This window comes from Pseudomonas sp. FME51, from assembly GCF_014897305.1.
In genome coordinates, this window is sequence record NZ_JABUYN010000022.1 from 13176 (window position 1) to 32554 (window position 19379).

Consider the following 19379-nt stretch of genomic DNA (forward strand, 5'->3'; position numbering starts at 1 on the left):
TACCCGCTCAGTCCGACACCGTCAGATCCAGCCCACTCAGGCGCCGCACCGGCTGCGCCACTGCTGCTTCGAACACACCGGCGCGGGTTTCCAGCAAGGTAAAGTCTCGACTGGCTCGGGTGATCGCGGTGTACACCAGCTCCTTGGTCAACAGCGGGCTGCGCGCCTCCGGCAACACCAGCATGGCGTGGGCAAACTCCGAGCCCTGAGATTTGTGCACCGTCATGGCAAATACGGTTTCCACTTCAGTAAGCCGGCTGGGCAGCACGAAGCGCAAGCGCCCGCTGCCGTCGTTGCGCGGAAAGGCCACCCTCAGCACCATGCGCTCCGGCTCGCCGGCGTGCAGTGGCCGCTCGCGGATCATCAAGGCAATGCCGATATCACCGTTCATCAGCCCCAGTCCGTAATCGTTACGAGTGACCAGCACCGGACGGCCTTCGTACCAACCCTGCGCCGCGGGCAACAATCCGCGCCGGTGCATCAGTTCGGCGAGATGCCGGTTCAGCGACTCGACACCCCATGACCCCTTGCGCACCGCGCATAACACTTGAAAACGGTCGAACGCCTCGAGAACATTGCCCGCCCACTCCTCCCAGGCCGGATCTTCGGCAGGCAGCTCGGCTACCGGACGTTGCTGTGCCAGCAGCTGCAGATAGTCACCATAGCCCGGCAGCGATGCCTCGGCCACGCCACTGCCGAGCACCAGAGACGCCAGTTTGGTGTCGTCCAGCCCGGATGCCATATGCTGATGCAAATCTCGATATTGTCGCTGTCCCAACGCCTTCCGCGCCGCCTGTGGATCAGCATGGTTGACGCTGCGCGCCAGCTCGCCAATGCCGCTGTCCGCGCCAAAACGATGGGAATGACGCAGCATTACCGTCTGCTGCGCCAGCGGATGCTGACGCTCGTCGCCAGGCTGCAGTCCGGCCGCGGCAATGGACTGACCGCCGACTTGCTCCAGCCAGTGCCGGGTTTGCTCACTGTAACGGCCCGCCTCGGCATCACGGCACAGGTCACCCAATACCGCACCGGCTTCCACCGAGGCCAGCTGATCCTTGTCTCCCAGCAGGACCAGGCGCGCATGGGCAGGTAATGCAGCCAGCAGGTTGGCCATCATTTCCAGGTCGATCATCGACGCCTCGTCCACCACCAGCATGTCCAGCGCCAACGGATTACCCGCATGATGACGGAAGTGCCGGGTGTCCGGCCGACTGCCCAGCAGGCGATGCAGGGTAGTGACCTGGGTGGGAATGTGTTCACGCACCGCTGCGCTAACCTGCAGACTGCCCACCTGTCGACCAATGGATTCGGTCAGCCGCGCAGCCGCTTTGCCGGTGGGCGCTGCCAGCCGGATGCGCAGCGGGTTTCCGGCAACCACCGCCGGCTCCTGCAGCAGCGCCAGCAAGCGCACCACCGTCGTGGTCTTGCCGGTACCGGGGCCGCCGGTGATGATGCTGAAGGCCCCGCGGGCAGCCAGGGCGCAGGCGAGCTTCTGCCAGTCCGGCTGCTGCCGGCTATCGGCAAACAGTCGCTCCAGTCCCTGCGACAAGCCGGCAGGCAAAGCCGGTCGCGCCTGCAGCCGTCGTCCTAGCGCCGCCATCACTTGCCGCTCGTAATGCCAATAACGGCGCAGATACAGCCGCTGACCATGCAAGACCAGCGGACGCTCAGCCTGCTCGCCCTCGGGTTGCCGGTCGACCATTACACTGGCGGCCAGTGCCTGGCGCCAGGCATCAAGCGTCACGCCCTTGAGCAGTTGCGAGGGCAACCGGATATCGCGCCCGGCTTCCTGCCCTTCCGGCGGTAATGACAAGCTCAGATCGGGCGCCTGCAAGGTGGCCTCCAGATCCAGACAGACATGCCCATGTCCCAGCTGATGGCTGGCCAATGCCGCTGCCAACAGCACCAGCGGATCACTGTTCGGTGCCAGATCCAGTAGAAATACTGCCAGCGCCCTGTCCAGTGCACGCAGCCAGCCGACTTCGACCCATTGCTCCAGTTGGTGCAGCACGTCGGCATCCGGCGCTGGCTCCGGTTGACCGGCCGACAGCTGCGCCAGCAGGTCCAGCTGTTCAACGCTCATGTTCCATCTCCTCGGCATCACCGTCCGCTGCCGCCCCGGCAAACAGACGATCCAGTGCCTCGATCAGTTCACGCGGGGGCTTGTCATGCCATATCCCCGCGTTCTCCGCTTCACTGCCGCGAATGAACCAGTACAGCGCCCCGCCGACATGCCGATCGTAATCGTAGCCAGGCAGGCGCGCGCGCAACTGACGATGCAGTGCCAGCACATAGAATACGTACTGCAGGTCGTAACGATGATCCAGTACCGCCGCCTGCATGGCTTGCGTTGTATAGGCACTGGCATCGGCACCCAGCCAGTTGGATTTGTAATCAACCACGTAATAACGCCCGCCCTGCTCCAGCACCAGATCCATATAGCCCTTGAACAGGCCGTTCAAGCGCTCCGCCGGCAACTCGGGACGCGGCACTCCGGGCACGATGGCCGCCTGCACCAGCTGATCCAACGCACTGACATCCACCCGGCTGGCCGCGAACAGGAACTCCATCTCCGGCTGGTATTGATCACGCCGCAACTGCATCAGACTGAACGACGGGTGATCTGCACCCAGCGGCAGCGGACGCTTGATCAGGCTGCTCAGCCACTCGCTCAAAGGCATGACCCATTCGCTCAGGCCCCGGCGCATACAGCGCGGCCTGAGCCACTGAGCGCAGGCCTCGGCAGACGCCAGGCTGGTAAAGCCCTCGTTTCCCGCCAGCTCCAGCAGACCGTGCAGAAAGGTGCCGGGGTTGGGGCCGCGGGGGAAACGGTGGATGGTCGGCGTCTCGCCCGGACGCAGCGGCTGAAATACTGCCCGGCGGTCATCATCGGCGGCCTTTTGCGCCGCTGGGCTATCCGGTGAAGCATCATCGCTGCGCGTGCGCGGTATTGCCGTCTCACTCGGTCGCAGGGCGCTGTAGGAAGCAATCCACCAATGCTCGGCGGCGCGACGTTTGGCTTCGCGCGCCTGCAGCTGCTGGCCCTCAATCTGGGGTTGCGCGTAGTGGTTATCGTCGATCTCCGGCGCCGACAGCAGCGCTATCCCCTCGGCATCCCACTGCCCCAGCCAGGCCGCCAGATCGGCGGAAGCTGACAGTGACTGGCCACCGCCGAGCAGCTGCCCGATCGCGGAACGGTGCAGCACCGATGATGCCTTGTTGCCGTATTTGAGATCGGCCATGCCCAGCCAGCAAGCGTGGCGCGCCCGGGTCAGCGCGACATACAGCAGCCGCATGTCCTCGGCCAGCCGCTCGGCATCAGCGCGCTGCAGGTCTTCCTCGGTCGGCTGCAGCACCACCTGGGTACCGCCATCGCCATGGATCGCCAGTGGCTGATCGCCCTGGGTCATGCGGGCATTGCAGATGAACGGCAGGAACACCAGCGGATATTCCAGCCCCTTGGACTTGTGGATGGTGACCACCTTGACCAGCGCCGCATCACTTTCCAGGCGCAGCACCTGTTCATCCTGGGTATTGTCTCCGGGGCTGATCACCAGCTCTTCGAAATGCCGGATCAGCGCCTGCTCACCATCCAGCTCGCGAGCGCTTTGCTGCAATAGTTCAGCCAGATGCAGCAGATTGGTCAGACGCCGTTCGCCATCGCTGCCGGCCAACAACTGCGCCGGCAGACCGAAGTCGTGCAACAGGCGGTGCAACATCGGCAGTACGCCCTGGCGCAGCCAGATGCGCCGATAATCGCGGAACTGGAACACCCGGTGCTCCCAGATACGCTCGTCCTGATTCAGGGCATCCAGTACCTGCCAATCCAGATTCAGCGTCGGGCTGGCCAGCGCCGCACGCAGTAGCCGGTCGTTATCCGGTTCAGCGCAAGCGCGCAGCCAGCGCAGAATATCGGCAGCTTCGGCACTGGCAAACACCGAGTCCTTGTCCGACAGATAGACGCTGCGCACACCGCGCTTGGCCAGTTCGTCGCGGATCGCCTGGGCCTCACGGAAATTCCGTACCAGCACCGCCATATCCGCCGGGCAAACCGGCTGCAGGCCCTTTTCGGGATGCAGAAAGCCCGCTTCACCGCGCTGCCCAAGATTGAGCAAGCGCACCATTTCACTGGCGCAGCGCGCCGCCATCGCTGTCCGATAGGCATCACCGGACAGCGGTTTATCACCCACCAGATGCCAGGCGGTCAGCGCTGCTGGTGGCTGTCGATTGACCATCCACTGCTCCGCCCGGCCCTGCGCACCCACCGCAATGAACGGCAGCGGATTGTCGCCGTCACGGGCAAACAGAAAGGCGCCGTGCCCATCAGGACGTTGCTCCGCCAGCTGGAAAACATGATTGACCGCGTCGACCATGGGCTGGCTGGAGCGGTAGTTGGTATCCAGATTGTCATGCCGTCCGGCGGTGGCTTCGCGGGCCTTGAGGTAGGTGAAGATATCCGCGCCGCGGAAGGCGTAGATCGCCTGTTTGGGGTCGCCGATAAGAAACAGGCCATGCTCGGGGTCATTGGCCTCGACCCGATAGATACGGTCATAGATACGGTACTGCAGGGGGTCGGTATCCTGGAACTCGTCGATCATGGCCACCGGAAACTGGCGGCGGATGACCTCGGCCAGGCGCTCGCCATTCACGCCCTGTAGCGCCGCGTCGAGCCGCTCCAGCATGTCATCGAAACCCATCTCCGCGCGCCGACGTTTTTCCTGTTCGAAACGCTGGCGAATCCAGCATGCCGCATGCCGCAAGGCCGACTGCCCCGGATCAGGCAGGTTATTCAGCGCCTCACGCAATTGGCCGAGCGCATCCAGTGCGGGGTGACTCGGCAGCTCACCGGATTTCCAGCCCTCTGCCAGTCCATCGTGGCTCAGGCGATTCCAGGCGGCATCCGGCAGCTTCAACTCTGCCAGCGCCTCGTCCGCAGCCCAGTCGCGCAGGGCTGCAAACCAGTTGCGGTAATAGCGGCTGTGAATCTTCTGCTTGTTGACCTGCCCTGCTTCAAACGCCCTGTCCAGCAGCTGCTCCAGCTCGTCGGCCCAGCTCAGCCAGGGTTGCTTCAATTCAGCCAGACGCTGAGTGCACTGCTCCAGAGCGGGCTCGATGATGTGCTGCAGTCCCTGCCCGGTGTCGTTCAGGGGCTCCTGAAACAGCACTCTGACCCGTGCGATCAGGTTATCCGGCTGCTGCCACTTCTCCACCACCCAGTGCAGCGCCGGGCCCTGCAGGCTGTAACATTGCTCGCGCCAGTAATCACGCCCCACATCCGCCAACAGGTCGCTGTGATCGGTTTCCAGTTGCTGCGCAAACAGGCTGCCGCTATCGAAGGCATGCTCGCGCAACATGCGCTGGCACCAGCTGTGAATGGTCGATACGGCGGCCTGGTCCATCCACTGGGCAGCAATGTCCAGCCGGCGAGCACATCCAGCATGGCTCTGCTCGGGATAGTCCGCCAACAGCGCCAGCAGAATCGGATCGGGCCTGGGCAGCTCGCCACGAAAAGCCTGGGCTGCTTCCACCAACCGTGCGCGGATGCGGTCACGCAGTTCGCGTGTGGCGGCATCAGTGAAGGTGACCACGAGAATCTCCGGGGGCAACAGCTCACGACTGAAACGGGTCTCGTCGTTGCCATGCCCCAGGACCAGACGCAGGTACAGAGCGGAAATGGTGAAGGTCTTGCCGGTCCCGGCGCTGGCCTCGATAAGCCGGCTGCCACGCAGCGGAAAGCGCAGCGCCAAGGGCTGGTTATGAGTGCTCATGCATCCTCTCCGGTAACGTCAACCAGGGTCAGCAACTGGTCACGGTAGGCGTCGGTCAGCGGCGCGTACAACTGCTGACTCAGCTCGGCAAACTCATCCGAAGCGCTCAGGCTGGCGAAATCGGGGTATTGCCGGCGCAGGGCGGCACTGCGCTCAACCTCACCGGTCAGTTTGAAACCGCCTTCGTAGGCCGCCTGCGCCGCCTGCGCTGCTTTCTCCTCACCGTTACTGAGAGTGTCCAGCCAGGCAAAGGCGGTGTCCGGAGCACAGGGCAGCGGCCGGCTCAATCCTTCCAGCCAGGCCGCCAACCAGACTTCCAACAGATTCTGCGCCTGCGGTGGAGGCAAGGGCTTGAAATGCAGGGTGGCATCGCCGGCCACAACCCAGGACTGCAGATTATGGCCGCTGGCCGAAGCCAGCACATGAATCACCCAATCGGCCATCAGTTGGCGCCAGCGCAGGGATTTCTTCTTGCCCAAGCGCTTGCCCGGCACCAGATTGATCCGCGCCAGTGCCTCGCTGCCCGGCGCCTTGCGGACACCGCTCAACCAGCTGGCCAGCTGCACTTGATGCTGCCCCGCCTCCAGCGCCAGCGGGTTATCGATAATCTCCGGCCATTCGGCCGCCACCGCCTGAAATCGGCGCATCTGCTCGCCCAGCGGCAGAATCAGCTGGCTGCGGGCCAGCTCGCCGAAACCGGCCAGCGGGAAACGACCCTGGCCCTGCAAGCGCGAAGCCAGATGGGTCAGCGCGTCATCCACATCCTGTTCTGCCGGCAGCGGCAGACAAGCCTGCAACAGGGTTTCGCTCAGCTGATGGTTCTGCAGGGCATCCAGGGCGAAGGGTTCATGGTCGTCGAGGCTGTCGTTGCGCTCATCCAGAAACACCTTGAGCCGGCCAGTGAAGAAGTGCACGGCTGGATTGCGCAGGAAGCGCTGCAGCTGTTCCACCTCAATCGGCGCCTCGGGCAACAGGTCGGGCAAGCGCGCGGCGATTGTGCCAACGCCTTGCACCCCGTGCATGGGCAGCCATTCGTGAGCATAGCTGAACAGCGCCTCATCACCCTGGAAGTAGTCCTTGCTGAAGGGTTGCAGAGGATGCTCCAGGGTCAGCATCGCCAGCAGCGCCTCATCACTCTCGGCGCGCCAACCGCTGGCCAGGTGATCACGCAACTGACCAACCAGTACCGAGGCCGGGCGCTCACTGTTATCGCGAATACTGCGCCCTACCCAACTGATATACAGACGCTCACGTGCCGACAGCAGGGCTTCAAGCAACAGGTAGCGATCATCTTCCCGACGCGAGCGGTCACCGGGGCGGTAATCACGGGCCATCAGGTCGAAATCCAGCGGCGGCTGGGCCCGTGGGTAATCACCGTCATTCATGCCCAGCAGGCAAATGCGTCGGAACGGGATAGCCCGCATCGGCATCAAGGTACAGACATTCACTGCACCAGCGAGAAAGCGCTGCCCCAGCTGACTCTGCTCTACGCCGGACAGCCAGGCCTCACGCACCACATTGAGCGGCAGATCATCGTTGAGTTCGACCCCGGCGCACAGCTCCAGCCACTGATCCATGGCTTCATCCAGCTGCCCCAATAAACGCTCATCGCGCTCGCTGGCCGGCAGCAGAAAGTCTTCCAGCAGTGAGCGCATACGCACGCCCCAGGTGACGGCCGGTGCTGGCTCGGCCAGCCGAGCGCAGGCTTGGTCCAGCGCTTCCAGCAGCGCCACCAGAGGGCCGATCAGCGCGGCATCCAGCCCACCGATTTCATCGTAGGGTTCGATACCGGCATAGGGATCGCCCGCACCTACTGCATAACCGAGCAACATGCGCCGCAGGCCGAAGCGCCAGGTGTTGGCTTCCAGCCCGTCCGGTAAGCCCAACGCGGCGCGACTCTCGGCATCCATACCCCAGCGGATGCCGGCACCTTCTATCCAGCGCCGCAGCGTGGGCAGTTCACTTTCCTGAATACCGAAGCGCGCGCGCAAGGCGGGCACATCCAGCAGGCTGAGTACCTCGCTCACCGGCAGCCGGCTGTCCGGCAGGCGCAGCAGTGACTCCAGTGCGATCAGCAGCGGCTCGATACCACGCTGGCCCTGGTCGGCCAGCGTGAAGGGAATGTAGCGCCGGTCATCCGGCGTATATTGGCCGAACACCGCCTGCACCGAGGGCGCATAGGCGTTGACGTCCGGCACCATGACGATGATGTCGCGCGGCTTCAGACTCGGATCAGCATTGAACCAGGCGAGCAACTGATCATGCAGGATCTCGACCTCGCGCTGGGCGCTATGGGCCAGCTGAAAGCAGATGGATTGGTCCTGCGCCACTACCGGCGGCCATTGTTCGCGGGTCTCGGCCAGCGGGCGCAGGTCAAGGATATCCGACTGCAGCTGGCCCAGCAGGTACGCCGTATCCGGCTCATCGAACAAGTCGATACGCCCACCATTGATGGCCTGAAACTGCTGCTCATAACTGGCGCGCTCATCGTGGCTGTCGAGCAGGTTGATATAGTCGCGGCCCTGCTTGCCCCACGCCGCCAATAGCGGATGAGCGTGCTGGTGGAGGATATTCTCGTCCAGCTCCAGCGGGCTGCCGGGGCGGCGTTGCTGACGTTGATACTGATGACGCAGCAGGTCCTGATCGCCGACGATATTGCCCCAGTGGTGCTGGCAGGGATTGAGCACGCAGAGCAGCACCTGACTGAATCGGCCGATGGCCGCCAGCGCCTCCAGTGTCTGTGCCGGCAGCGACGAGATGCCAAATACGATGACCCGACGCGGCAATCCAGCGGGACGCTCACTCAGTTCGGCCAGCTGGCTGACAAAGCGCGGATGGATACCCGCCCGGCTGTCCGCCAAGCGGGCCTCGCCAACGTCCTGCAACAGCGCTCGCCATAACGCAGGCTGCCAGCAGTCAGCTGCCTCCAGAGGCTTTATCCCTTCGCGGGCATGGCGAACCTGGTCGTGACCGGCAGCCCAGTCGCCCAGCCAGTCGGCGCGGTATACCTGATATTGGTCGAACAGGTCAGCCAGCCGTTCGGCCAGCTGATAGCGCTTGCGACAATCCTGATCATCGGCCAGAAAGCGCTGCAGCGGCTCGAACACCGGCTCATGCACCACCGCCGGCAACAGGCGCATCAGCCTCCAGGTCAGGGGAGCCTTGTCCAGCGGCGAGCTGGCCGGCACGGTGTCCGCTCCCAGCACGCCACGATAGGCATCCCATAGAAAGCGAGCCGGCAGTTTCACATCAAAGGCAGCAGCAATCCCGCAGCCACTGGTTTCGTCGTCGGTCACATCCGCGGCCAGGGCCTGCTTGAGCCATTGGGCGATGCCATTGCTCTGCACCAGCACCACATCGTTTTCCAACGGTCCCAGCGGATATCTGGCCACCCAGTTCACCACCAGCTGGCGCAGGCTTTCCAGGCGATTGCCATGGATGATCATGAAACCCGGTACGAGTGATTCGGCGTCCGACATGCCAGCTCCTGTGCAGCGATGAGGCGGCCGGCGATCTACACCGGCCCTTCATGCAGATAGTACCAGTCCATTGCGACATCGCGTGCCGCCAGCACACGAATGGCTGAAACTGAAGCCTGAACTCAGATCACGCTACCCAGGAAACGCCGCTCCCAGGGACTGATTTCGTCCAGAAAATGTTCCAGCTCCATGCGTTTGCATGCCAGATAGCCTTCGATGAACTCATCCGTGAATGCCTCGCGGGCCATGCTGCTGCGCTCCAGTCGACGAATCGCTCGGTGCAGAGTGCAGCTCAGACGCAGATCCTCCGGCACCTCGAATTCACCCTGGGCCGGCAGATCCGGCTCGAGCGCATGATCGATACCATATAGTCCGGCAGCCAGACTGGCTGCTACCGCCAGATAAGGATTGGCATCGGCGCCAGGCACACGGTTTTCCACACGCCGCGCATCGGGCTCACTGGCGGGTACGCGCAAGCCGGTACGGCGGTTGTCATTCGACCAGCACAGATTGTTCGGCGAGGCGTAAGTGTGGCAGTAGCGCTGATAGGAGTTGATGTTGGGCGCCATCAGCAGGATCAGATCACCCAGATGCGCCTGCATGCCGCCGAGATAATACCGGAACTCCGCCGTGGGCTGAAGACTGTCGGGGTCAGTGAAGATATTCTGCCCGCTCTGGTCCACTACACTCTGATGGATATGCATCGACGAGCCAGGCATTTTCGACAAGGGCTTGGCCATGCAGACCGCAATCAGGCCGTGCTTGAGGGCAACCTCATGCAGCAGGTACTTGAACAGGAACGTCTGGTCGGCAATCAGCAGCGGATCGTCATGGATGAAATTGACTTCATACTGACTCAATCCCATCTCGTGCATGACAGCTTCGCAGGGAATACCCAGGGCTGCCATACCGGCCTTCAATTCAGCAAAGAAGGGCTGCAGCCCGGTCACCGAACCGACGGCAAAAGCCTGACTGCCCACCTCGCGGCGACCATCCAGCCCCACTGGCGGGCGGAATGGCTGCTGCACATCGGCGTTCTGCTCGAAGAGATAGAACTCCATCTCGGTGGCCACCTTGGGTGACCAGCCCCGCGCCGCATAGTCCTCCACCACCCGCTGCAGCATGCTGCGCGAGGAAAGCTTCGATGGTGCTCCATCCATTTCCAACACCTCACACAAGGCCAGCGCCCGAGGCGTTGCCGTCCATGGCGTGATGTGCAGCTGATCAGGCAACGGGCGCAGGATGAAATCGCTGTCATCGTAGCCGTAGTAGCGTGGATCGGGATATTCGCCAGTCAGGCACTGTACCAACACCCCGTGGGCCATCTGCACCCGACGCCCCTCGATGAAATTCCGGGCATGGATCACCTTGCCGCGCGGTATTCCATTCATGTCTGGAATCAGGCACTCAACCTCACCTATGCCGTCCAGGCGCTGGGAAAGTGATTGAGTTGCGGATAGAGAGGTCATGGGGAAACACCTTGTTGGGACAGCTGCCTGCCTGGAAAAGGCAACGATATTACCGCATCGACCGCGTGGTGAATAATTTCACTGTCCATTGGCATGGCGTGCTGGCGCTGCCAATCACAATGGGATATCTTTTCTCACAAATGAATGAATATTCATTTCCAAAAAACAAGAAACAATTAAAAGGAATCGCATGAACAAGCCACACACCGGTAAATGGCTGCTAGCGCTGTTGTTACCCATATTATTGACTGGTTGTCTGAGCAGCAGCGGCGGCTCCAGCCATGACGGCACACCCGCACCGCTGTCACCCGAGCCCCCGCCGACCTATCTCGAAGCAGTGGGTATTGGTGTGACCGATCTGCAGACCGCAGTCGATTTCTATCGCGACGGGCTGGGTATGCGCGAACTCCAGCGACTGACCCGAGACAACCGCATAGAGGTAGTCATGGAGTCTGCGGATCGCCGCGGGTCACATATTCTACTGATGGAATTTACCGATGGAGTCGGCCGCAATTATCAACAGAACCCCGGAAAGCTGGTGTTCTATGCCAAAGATGCCAACGCTTTCGCCACGCGTTTCGAGGCCGCTGGCGGGCGTATCACCGCCCCGCCCAGCGCACTTCCGGATTACGACAACACCCTGGTGGGGTTTGGCCGCGACCCGGACAACAACCTGATCGAGATGGTCGGCGTTCCCTCACTGAATGACTCCTTTCTGGCTGCGGTGGGGATCGGCGTCAGCGATCTGGAGCAGGCGCACAGCCTGTACAGCGACGCGCTGGGCCTGGCCGAGCAGGAGTTTCTGCAGGTTCCCAACCTGTACGATGAGTACACTCTGCTGTCACCGGTACCCGGCGGCTCGGCACTGGTGCTGATGCATTGGACCAATGGCAGTAATCCCGACTACTTGGATAATCCGCTGAAGCTCCAGTTCGGCACCGCTGATCCTCAATTGCTGGCAGACCTGCTGGCTGAGGCCGGTGCGGATATTCTGCAGAAACCTGCGCCCACCAGCGAAGCCGGCTTAGCGCCGATCACCCTTGGCTACGTCGCCGACCACGATGGCACCCTGATCGAAATTCGCCAGTCCATTCGCTCCTACCTGGGCGCTGCTGGTATTGGTGTAGAGGATCTGACAGCCGCAGAGGCGTTCTATACCAACGGACTGGGCATGACGGTAGTCGAACGGCGCAGCCGGGAGGATCGAGACGAGACAGTATTAGCATCCGCCGATGGCACTGGATCGCAAGTGGTGCTGATGGAGTTCACTGATGGTGTGCCGCGCAACGTCAGGCGCAACCCTGGCAAGCTGGTGTTCTATATCAAGGATATGGCCAGCTACATCAATGCATTCATCACTGCCGGTGGCCGCATTACCCTGCCACCGACAACCGATCCGACACTAGGGGTGACCGTCGGCTTTGGCCGCGACTTGTACAACAATCTGATCGAAATGGTAGCTGATCCCACCGCCGAGCATTCCTACTTCGGCGCCTTCGGTATCGGCGTGAGCAATCTGGAACAGGCTCGGGCCTTTTACGTTGACCAGCTGGGTTTCCGGCAATTGATGTATCTGCCGATTCCCGGCATGTACAACGAGTATATTTTGCAGGGGTACGGCGGCTCAGCATTGGTACTGATGAACTGGACCAATGGCAGCAACCCAAACTATCAGGACAACCCAGTGAAGATGGAGATCCGCAGCATAGCACCGAGCGCGCTCGCCGAGACTGTAGAGCGCGCTGGCGGGGAGCTGATTCAGACACCTGAAGTGTCAGAAGACGAGGGTCTGACGGGGCAGCTGATTGGCTACGGACGGGACCCTGACGGCAGCCTGATCGAAATTCATCAGGCCGCCTGGGGACAGAAATAAGCGTCCGAAATCCCCCTTTGGTCTAACGAAAAATCCCCGGCCTGGGCCGGGGATTTCTATGCCACGCACGTTGTCTCAGAAACTCAACGGGCGATCGCCGTCTTCATCCTTGATCCGAGTCGGCAGGCCGATCTCATTGAGCAGATTGATGAAGGGTTTGCAGTCCAACTCTTCAACGTTGACCATCTTCTGCACATCCCAGACGCCCTGAGCGATCAGAATCGCCGCAGCAACCGGAGGTACGCCGGCAGTATAGGAAATGCCCTGGCTGCCCACTTCTTCATAGGCCTCGGCGTGGTCGGCGACGTTATAGATGAATATCTCCTTGTCCTTGCCGTCCTTCTTGCCTTTGACGATATCGCCAATGCAGGTCTTGCCGGTGTATTTCGGAGCCAGCGAGGCCGGGTCGGGCAGTACCGCCTTGACCACCTTGAGCGGCACCACTTCCAGACCTTCAGCGGTGGTGACCGGCTGTTCGGACAGCAGACCCAGGCTGTTCAGTACGTTGAACACATTGATGTAATGATCACCGAACCCCATCCAGAAGCGGATGTTCGGCACATCCAGGTTCTTCGACAGCGAGTGCAGCTCGTCGTGACCAGTCATGTAGCTGGTACGCTCGCCGACGACCGGCAGATCATCGGTGCGCTTGACCTCGAACATCTTGTTCTGCACCCACTGACTGTTCTGCCAGCTCCAGACGCGGCCGGTAAACTCACGGAAATTGATTTCCGGGTCAAAGTTGGTAGCGAAGTAATGGCCATGATCGCCGGCGTTGATATCGATGATGTCGATATCGCTGACGCTGTCGAAATGCTCGACCCCGAGTGCCGCATAGGCGTTGACCATACCCGGATCAAAGCCTACGCCGAGAATTGCGGTGACGCTGTTCTCTGCACACAGCTCGCGGCGCTTCCACTCATAGTTGGCATACCACGGCGGCGTTTCACAGATCTTGTCCGGGTCTTCGTGGATGGCCGTGTCGAGGTAGGCGGCGCCCGTCTCGATACAGGCCTGCAAGACCGACATGTTAATAAAAGGTGATCCGACGTTGATGACCAGTTGCGACTGTGTCTTGGCAATCAGAGCCTTGGTCGCTTCGATATCGAGCGCATCCAGAGCATGGGCTTGCAATTCACCGGCAGTTTTCAGGCTGCCCTTTTCCCGCACGCTGTCGACTATTTCCTGACACTTCCCGACAGTACGCGAGGCGATATGGATGTTACCCAGCACGTCATTATGCTGCGCACACTTGTGCGCGACGACCTGAGCCACTCCTCCGGCACCAATAATCAGAACGTTTCTCTTCATTACTTTTCCTCTGAATGCCTCCTCGGCTTGTACATGACCTCAGGAGAGGGCACTTACAAAATCTTCGAATCCGAATTCCCGCACCAATTCAACCTCACCGTCGAGCTGGCGTACGGCAATAGATGGCATCTTTACGCCATTGAACCAATTCTTCTTTACCATTGTGTAGCCTGCAGCATCGATGAACGAAAGACGGTCACCTACCTGCAGTTCGCGATCAAATTTGAACTCGCCGAAAATATCACCGGCCAGGCAGGACTTGCCGCAGACCATATATTCATGGGCGCCATCACAGGACTCCATTCTGGCCGGCTGACGATAGATCAACAGATCCAGCATGTGCGCTTCAATGGAGCTGTCGACCACCGCCAGCTGCTTGCCGTTATACAGCGTATCCAGCACCGAGACTTCGAGTGAGGTGCTCATGGTGATGGCTGCTTCACCCGGCTCCAGATACACCTGCACGCCGTACTGCTCGGAGAATTGCTTCAGACGGGCGCAGAACTGATCCAGCGGATAGTCGTCGCCGGTGAAATGAATCCCACCGCCCAGGCTGACCCACTGTACCTGCTTCAGCAAGTCACCGAAGCGCTCCTCGATCTGCTGCAACATGCTGTCGAACAGGGCGAAATCACTGTTCTCGCAATTGTTATGGATCATGAAACCGGAGATCTGGTCGATCACCTGCGCCACTTTCTGCGCATCCCATTCACCCAGCCGACTGAACGGACGCGCCGGATCCGCAATCAGCCAGTCGGAACTGCTGACCTGCGGGTTGAGTCGCAGACCGCGGGTGTGATTTGCAGAAGTCTCGGAAAAACGCTGCAGCTGGCTGATGGAGTTGAAGATGATCTTGTCCGAATGGGCCAGAACCTCTTCAATTTCATCATCGGCATAGGCCACGCTATAGGCATGGGTTTCACCAGCGAATTTGAGCTTGCCGAGTTTGACCTCGTACAACGACGAGGACGTAGTACCATCCATGTACTCCTGCATCAGGTCGAAAACCGACCAGGTAGCAAAGCACTTGAGCGCCAACAAAGCTTTGGCGCCGGAGTGCTCGCGCACATAGGCGATTTTTTCCATGTTGCGCTGCAGTTTGATCTTGTCGATCAGGTAATACGGCGTCTTGATCACGGTGTCACGGCCCTCGAGTTCGCCGGGCACGGAGCCAGGCAATTACGCAAACGGCCAATTATAGTGCAAAGGGAACTGTGCTTCGAGGGAATTTGGTCGGCGACAGTTTTGATTCAGCACGACGTGTTTCGGAAACAGCCCGGGGCAGAGCGCCCCGGGCTGAAGGGATCAGAAGTTGTAGCGTAGGCCGATGGAGGCCATATCAGATCATGGCAGCCGGATCATCCAGCTCTCCGATCGCCCAGCGTATCGCTTCCGGCGCCTGCTCCTCATGGCCGAAGATATGGGCTACTCGTGGCGCAGCAAAACAGTGGTCGCCCCTGGAAGGCTGCCAGCTGTTGAATTGCGCGTGAGTGATGCCAACTTCCCAGTGTTCCTGCGCCTCCCAGCCAACGGGTGACAGCTCCAGACGCACCTCGGCACCCACCAGACTGATTGATTCGATACACAGCGGAAGGTTCGCGTGCGCAGCCGGCATGCTCTGCAGGCTGACTTCATGCGGACGCATGAACAGTTGCGCCGCCTGCTCTGTCGCATCGGCAGGCAGCCGCACCCATGCATCGCCCTGGCTCAGCAATGAACCCTGCTGCTCTCCAGCGAAGACATTCACATGGCCGAGGAAGTCGAACACAAAGCGACTGGTTGGCTCGGCGTACAACTGCTGCGGTCTATCCACCTGCTCGATCCGCCCAGCACTCATCACCGCCACCTGATCGGATAGCTCCAGTGCCTCTTCCTGGTCATGGGTGACAAACACGCTGGTGAAATGAAACTCCGCATGCAGAGCGCGCAACCAACGGCGCAAATCCTTACGCACCTTGGCATCCAGGGCGCCGAAGGGCTCATCCAGCAACAGGATCTGTGGCTTCATCGACAAGGCGCGCGCCAGGGCAATACGCTGCTTCTGGCCACCGGACAGCTGTGCCGGATAACGCTCCGCCAGCTGACCGAGCTGGACCATCTCCAGCAACATGTCGACGCGCTTGCGAATCTCCGCAGCAGGTGGTCGCTCTCGTGCAGGCAGCACCTCCAAACCAAACGCCACGTTCTGCGCTACCGTCATATGCCGGAACAGCGCGTAATGTTGAAACACGAAACCGACCTTGCGTTCCCGCACATGCAAGTTGGTGACGTCTTCACCATGAAAGAGAATTCGTCCGCTATCTGCGGTTTCCAGACCGGCAATGATGCGCAGCAAGGTGGTCTTGCCCGATCCGGATGGCCCCAGCAGGCCCACCAGCTGACCATCCGGGATGTCCAGCGATATGTCCTTCAGTGCCTGAAAGGAGCCAAAATGCTTGCTAATACCTTCTATGGAAATACTCATCAGCGATTATCCGATTGTTCATTCAGAGGGGCACGCTGACGGGCCTGCCGCCACTCCACAAAACTTTTCACAATAATGGTCAGCAGTGCGATACCGGCCAGCAACGATGCACTGGCAAAGGCGCCGACGACGTTGTAATCCTGATACAGCAGCTCGACGTGCAATGACAGGGTGTTGGTCTGACCACGAATGTTGCCCGACACCACAGACACAGCGCCAAACTCACCAACCGCCCGCGCATTGGTCAGCACCACCCCATACAACAGCGCCCACTGAATATTTGGCAGGGTGACCCGCCGGAACAGTTGCCAGCCGGTGGCGCCCAACACCACACCGGCCTCTTCCTCCTCGCGCCCCTGCTGCTGCATCAGCGGGATCAACTCGCGGGCGACAAAGGGACAGGTCACGAAGACTGTTACCATCACAATGCCCGGCCAGGAGAACATCAACTGCACATCCTGATCCATCAGCCAGCTGCCCAACCAGCCATTGCTGCCATACAGCAGCAGATACAGCAGGCCGGCGACCACCGGCGATACAGCGAAGGGTATGTCGATCAGCGTGATCAACGCCTTGCGTCCGGGGAAGTCGAAGCGCGTAACCAGCCAGGCCAGCAGCACCCCGAAAACCAGGTTGATGGGCACTGTCAGTGCCGCCACCATCAAGGTCAACCCGATAGCGTGCAGGGTGTAGCTGTCGGTCAGGTTGGCCCAGTAATTGACGCCGCCTGCGGCGAATGCCTGGGTGAAGATGACGATCAACGGGATGACCAGCATCAACATGGTTACCAGCATGGCCAGACCGATCAATGACCATTTCACCCAGGACTGATCACCTGCGCGCATTGTTTTGCGTTCATGCATGCTCGTTACCGTCCGTGCAGCCGGCGCAGATAACGCGCCTGCCATAGATTGATACCCAGCAGCAGAATCAGCGAAGCGATCAGCACCACCGAGGCGATAGCACTGGCAGCAGCTGCATCGAATTCCTGCAGTCGCACAAAGATCATCAGACTGATGATCTCACTGACGTAGGGCATGTTGCCGGCGATGAAGATCACCGCACCGAATTCACCAAGGCTGCGGGTGAACGACAAGGCGACACCGGTCATCAATGCCGGCCACATCGCCGGGAACAGTATTCTGCGAAACACCGTCCAGTCAGAGGCTCCCAGACTGACTGCTGCTTCTTCATCTTCGGGTGCCAGGTCTTCCAGAACCGGTTGAACCGTTCGCACTACAAAAGGCAGGCTGGTGAACGACATTGCCACTATGATGCCCAGCGGCGTGAAAGCCACCTTGATGCCCAGGGCAGTGAAAAACTGCCCGTACCAGCCATCAGCGGTAAACAAGGCGGTCAAGGTAATCCCCGCGACCGCCGTAGGCAGTGCAAATGGCAGGTCGATCAGCGCATCCATGATGCGCTTGCCGGGAAAGTCATAGCGCACCAGCACCCAGGCCAGTAACAGACCAACCAGCCCATTGATTACCGAGGCGATCGCAGCAGTCCAAAGGGTTACCTTGTAGGATGCCACCACCCGTTCATCTGTGACGACCGCCCAGTATTGCTCCCAGCCCATACCGGTGGTCTGCATGATCAGGCCAGTGAGGGGCAACAACAGGACAATGCTGATGAAGAACAGTGAGACACCGAGGCTCAAAGCAAAACCCGGCAAGACACGCTTGCCGGGTTGGCTGGAACGGCCCGGTAACAGACCGGAGAAAGATCGATTCATCTGAAAACTATTTTACCGACGTTGAAGTTGGTCAAGTTTACCACCACTGGCGAAATGGACCTTCATGACATTTTCCCAGCTACCGCCAATCTCCTCCACCGGCAACAACTCGACTTCCGGAAACTGCTCAGAGAACTCAGCTTTCACCGTCTCGTTGTGCACACGGTTGTAGAAGCCGGCAATCAGACGCTGTGCATCTTCGGAATACAGCCCTTCCAGATAGGCCTTGGCCAGCTCTTCGGTGCCGTTGTGCTTAACGCTCTTGTCGATCCAGGTCACTGGGAACTCGGCGAGGAAGCTGATTTTCGGCACGACCACTTCATAGTCTTCATTTTGCGCGGCAATATTGTTCACTTCCGACTCGAAGGTCAGCAGTACGTCACCGATACCGCGCTCCACGAAGGTGGTGGTTGCACCACGTCCGCCGGTATCGAATACCGCCACATTGCCCAACATGGTGCGGAGGAAGCCATCAATCGCTTCCTGATCATCGCCATAGGTTTTCTGTGCATAGCCCAATGCGGCCAGATAAGTATAGCGACCATTGCCGGAGGTTTTCGGATTGGGAAGTACCGAGCTCACATCGTCACGGGCCAAGTCGTCCCAGTTCTGAATGTTCTTCGGATTACCCTTGCGCACCAGGAAAGCCATGGTCGAATAATAAGGCGAGCTGGCATTGGGCAGTCGATCGCGCCAATCTTCCGGAATAAGGTTGCCGCGTTCATGCAGGATGTCGACATCGGTCACCTGGTTATAAGTAACCACATCCGCCCGCAGCCCCTGAATGATGGCTTGTGCCTGGCGAGAGGAGCCCGCATGCGACTGCTTGATCTCAACGGTCTTGCCGGTCTCTTTCTGCCACTGTTCGGTGAACAGCTCGTTGTAGGCAGAGAATAATTCACGGGCAATATCGTAGGATGAGTTGAGCAGCTCCTGATCTGCCGCCTGGGCGTGACCAACGGACAGACCGACGCTTAACATCAGCGCCCCACCGAGACGACTAGCTCGCTTGAACAGGGAACGGTTGGTGGTCATACATCCTCCAGGCAGATTACTGCTATTGATTAATCAGGCCGAAGAGCATAACGAAGACGCCTGCATATAACAATATATGCGTTATACCGTTTTGCTTATGACTCCAAACGATAAGGAATAAGTGTTTATAGATCCTGAAAGGACAAAGAGAAACACCCCGACCTGTTTCCAGATCGGGGTGTTTCGGTATAGCGCTTGACGATGACCTACTCTCACATGGGGAAACCCCACACTACCATCGGCGA

At 60.1% G+C, this 19379-nt stretch carries 12 protein-coding genes; 2 read left to right on the forward strand and 10 right to left on the reverse strand.

The genetic code is table 11. The features are described 5' to 3' along the window. Window positions 1–7: 7 nt before the first annotated feature. The 4 genes from recD to INT39_RS21675 form a co-directional block, all read right to left on the reverse strand. A complete protein-coding gene (gene recD, locus INT39_RS21660) occupies window positions 8–2083 on the reverse strand; it encodes an exodeoxyribonuclease V subunit alpha (protein ID WP_193076044.1) in 2076 nt (691 codons plus the stop codon). Continuing rightward, window positions 2073–5768: an exodeoxyribonuclease V subunit beta gene (recB, locus tag INT39_RS21665; RefSeq protein ID WP_193076045.1), complete on the reverse strand. Its 3696-nt coding sequence runs from the start codon at window positions 5766–5768 to the stop codon at window positions 2073–2075. The genes recD and recB overlap by 11 nt, the downstream gene beginning before the upstream one ends. Further along, entirely contained in the window at window positions 5765–9247 is a 3483-nt protein-coding gene (recC, locus tag INT39_RS21670; RefSeq protein ID WP_193076046.1) for an exodeoxyribonuclease V subunit gamma, read from the reverse strand. Before recC ends, recB begins: the two co-directional genes overlap by 4 nt. A 122-nt stretch (window positions 9248–9369) precedes the next feature. After that, complete coding sequence (locus INT39_RS21675) at window positions 9370–10716, reverse strand: glutamine synthetase family protein (protein ID WP_193076047.1); 1347 nt, start codon at window positions 10714–10716, stop codon at window positions 9370–9372. A gap of 11 nt (window positions 10717–10727) precedes the next feature. Between INT39_RS21675 and INT39_RS21680 the strand changes: the two genes are divergently transcribed. Both INT39_RS21680 and INT39_RS21685 read left to right on the forward strand, forming a co-directional pair. Then, complete coding sequence (locus tag INT39_RS21680; RefSeq protein WP_193076048.1) at window positions 10728–10910, forward strand: hypothetical protein; 183 nt, start codon at window positions 10728–10730, stop codon at window positions 10908–10910. After that, the gene (locus INT39_RS21685) at window positions 10907–12589 is read left to right on the forward strand and encodes a VOC family protein (RefSeq protein WP_193076049.1); all 1683 of its coding nucleotides are present in this window, start codon (window positions 10907–10909) and stop codon (window positions 12587–12589) included. The genes INT39_RS21680 and INT39_RS21685 overlap by 4 nt, the downstream gene beginning before the upstream one ends. A 75-nt stretch (window positions 12590–12664) precedes the next feature. On the opposite strand, the gene INT39_RS21690 is transcribed toward INT39_RS21685, so the two are convergent. The 6 genes from INT39_RS21690 to cysP all read right to left on the reverse strand — a co-directional run bounded on the left by INT39_RS21690 (window position 12665) and on the right by cysP (window position 19134). Continuing rightward, window positions 12665–13900 (reverse strand): saccharopine dehydrogenase family protein, encoded by a 1236-nt coding sequence (locus INT39_RS21690; protein WP_193076050.1) that lies wholly within the window; start codon window positions 13898–13900, stop codon window positions 12665–12667. A gap of 39 nt (window positions 13901–13939) precedes the next feature. Continuing rightward, window positions 13940–15037, reverse strand: coding sequence for a carboxynorspermidine decarboxylase (gene nspC / locus INT39_RS21695; protein WP_193076051.1), 1098 nt, complete (start codon window positions 15035–15037; stop codon window positions 13940–13942). A 202-nt stretch (window positions 15038–15239) separates the two neighbouring features. Further along, window positions 15240–16364 carry a sulfate/molybdate ABC transporter ATP-binding protein gene (locus INT39_RS21700; protein ID WP_193076052.1) on the reverse strand — a complete coding sequence of 375 codons (1125 nt, stop codon included), beginning with the start codon at window positions 16362–16364 and terminating at the stop codon, window positions 15240–15242. Next, entirely contained in the window at window positions 16364–17227 is an 864-nt protein-coding gene (gene cysW, locus INT39_RS21705; RefSeq protein WP_193076053.1) for a sulfate ABC transporter permease subunit CysW, read from the reverse strand. Before cysW ends, INT39_RS21700 begins: the two co-directional genes overlap by 1 nt. A 5-nt stretch (window positions 17228–17232) precedes the next feature. Further along, the gene (gene cysT, locus INT39_RS21710; RefSeq protein ID WP_193076054.1) at window positions 17233–18099 is read right to left on the reverse strand and encodes a sulfate ABC transporter permease subunit CysT; all 867 of its coding nucleotides are present in this window, start codon (window positions 18097–18099) and stop codon (window positions 17233–17235) included. Between the two features lie 12 nt (window positions 18100–18111). Continuing rightward, window positions 18112–19134 (reverse strand): thiosulfate ABC transporter substrate-binding protein CysP, encoded by a 1023-nt coding sequence (gene cysP, locus INT39_RS21715; RefSeq protein ID WP_193076055.1) that lies wholly within the window; start codon window positions 19132–19134, stop codon window positions 18112–18114. Window positions 19135–19379: the final 245 nt, after the last annotated feature.

What these genes read in the sequence shown, in the direction of transcription:
- recD (WP_193076044.1), bottom strand. Translation starts at nt 2,083, where the DNA reads ATGAGCGTTGAACAGCTGGACCTGCTGGCGCAGCTGTCGGCCGGTCAA.
- recB (WP_193076045.1), bottom strand. Translation starts at nt 5,768, where the DNA reads ATGAGCACTCATAACCAGCCCTTGGCGCTGCGCTTTCCGCTGCGTGGC.
- recC (WP_193076046.1), bottom strand. Translation starts at nt 9,247, where the DNA reads ATGTCGGACGCCGAATCACTCGTACCGGGTTTCATGATCATCCATGGC.
- INT39_RS21675 (WP_193076047.1), bottom strand. Translation starts at nt 10,716, where the DNA reads ATGACCTCTCTATCCGCAACTCAATCACTTTCCCAGCGCCTGGACGGC.
- INT39_RS21685 (WP_193076049.1), top strand. Translation starts at nt 10,907, where the DNA reads ATGAACAAGCCACACACCGGTAAATGGCTGCTAGCGCTGTTGTTACCC.
- INT39_RS21690 (WP_193076050.1), bottom strand. Translation starts at nt 13,900, where the DNA reads ATGAAGAGAAACGTTCTGATTATTGGTGCCGGAGGAGTGGCTCAGGTC.
- INT39_RS21700 (WP_193076052.1), bottom strand. Translation starts at nt 16,364, where the DNA reads ATGAGTATTTCCATAGAAGGTATTAGCAAGCATTTTGGCTCCTTTCAG.
- cysW (WP_193076053.1), bottom strand. Translation starts at nt 17,227, where the DNA reads ATGCATGAACGCAAAACAATGCGCGCAGGTGATCAGTCCTGGGTGAAA.
- cysT (WP_193076054.1), bottom strand. Translation starts at nt 18,099, where the DNA reads ATGAATCGATCTTTCTCCGGTCTGTTACCGGGCCGTTCCAGCCAACCC.
- cysP (WP_193076055.1), bottom strand. Translation starts at nt 19,134, where the DNA reads ATGACCACCAACCGTTCCCTGTTCAAGCGAGCTAGTCGTCTCGGTGGG.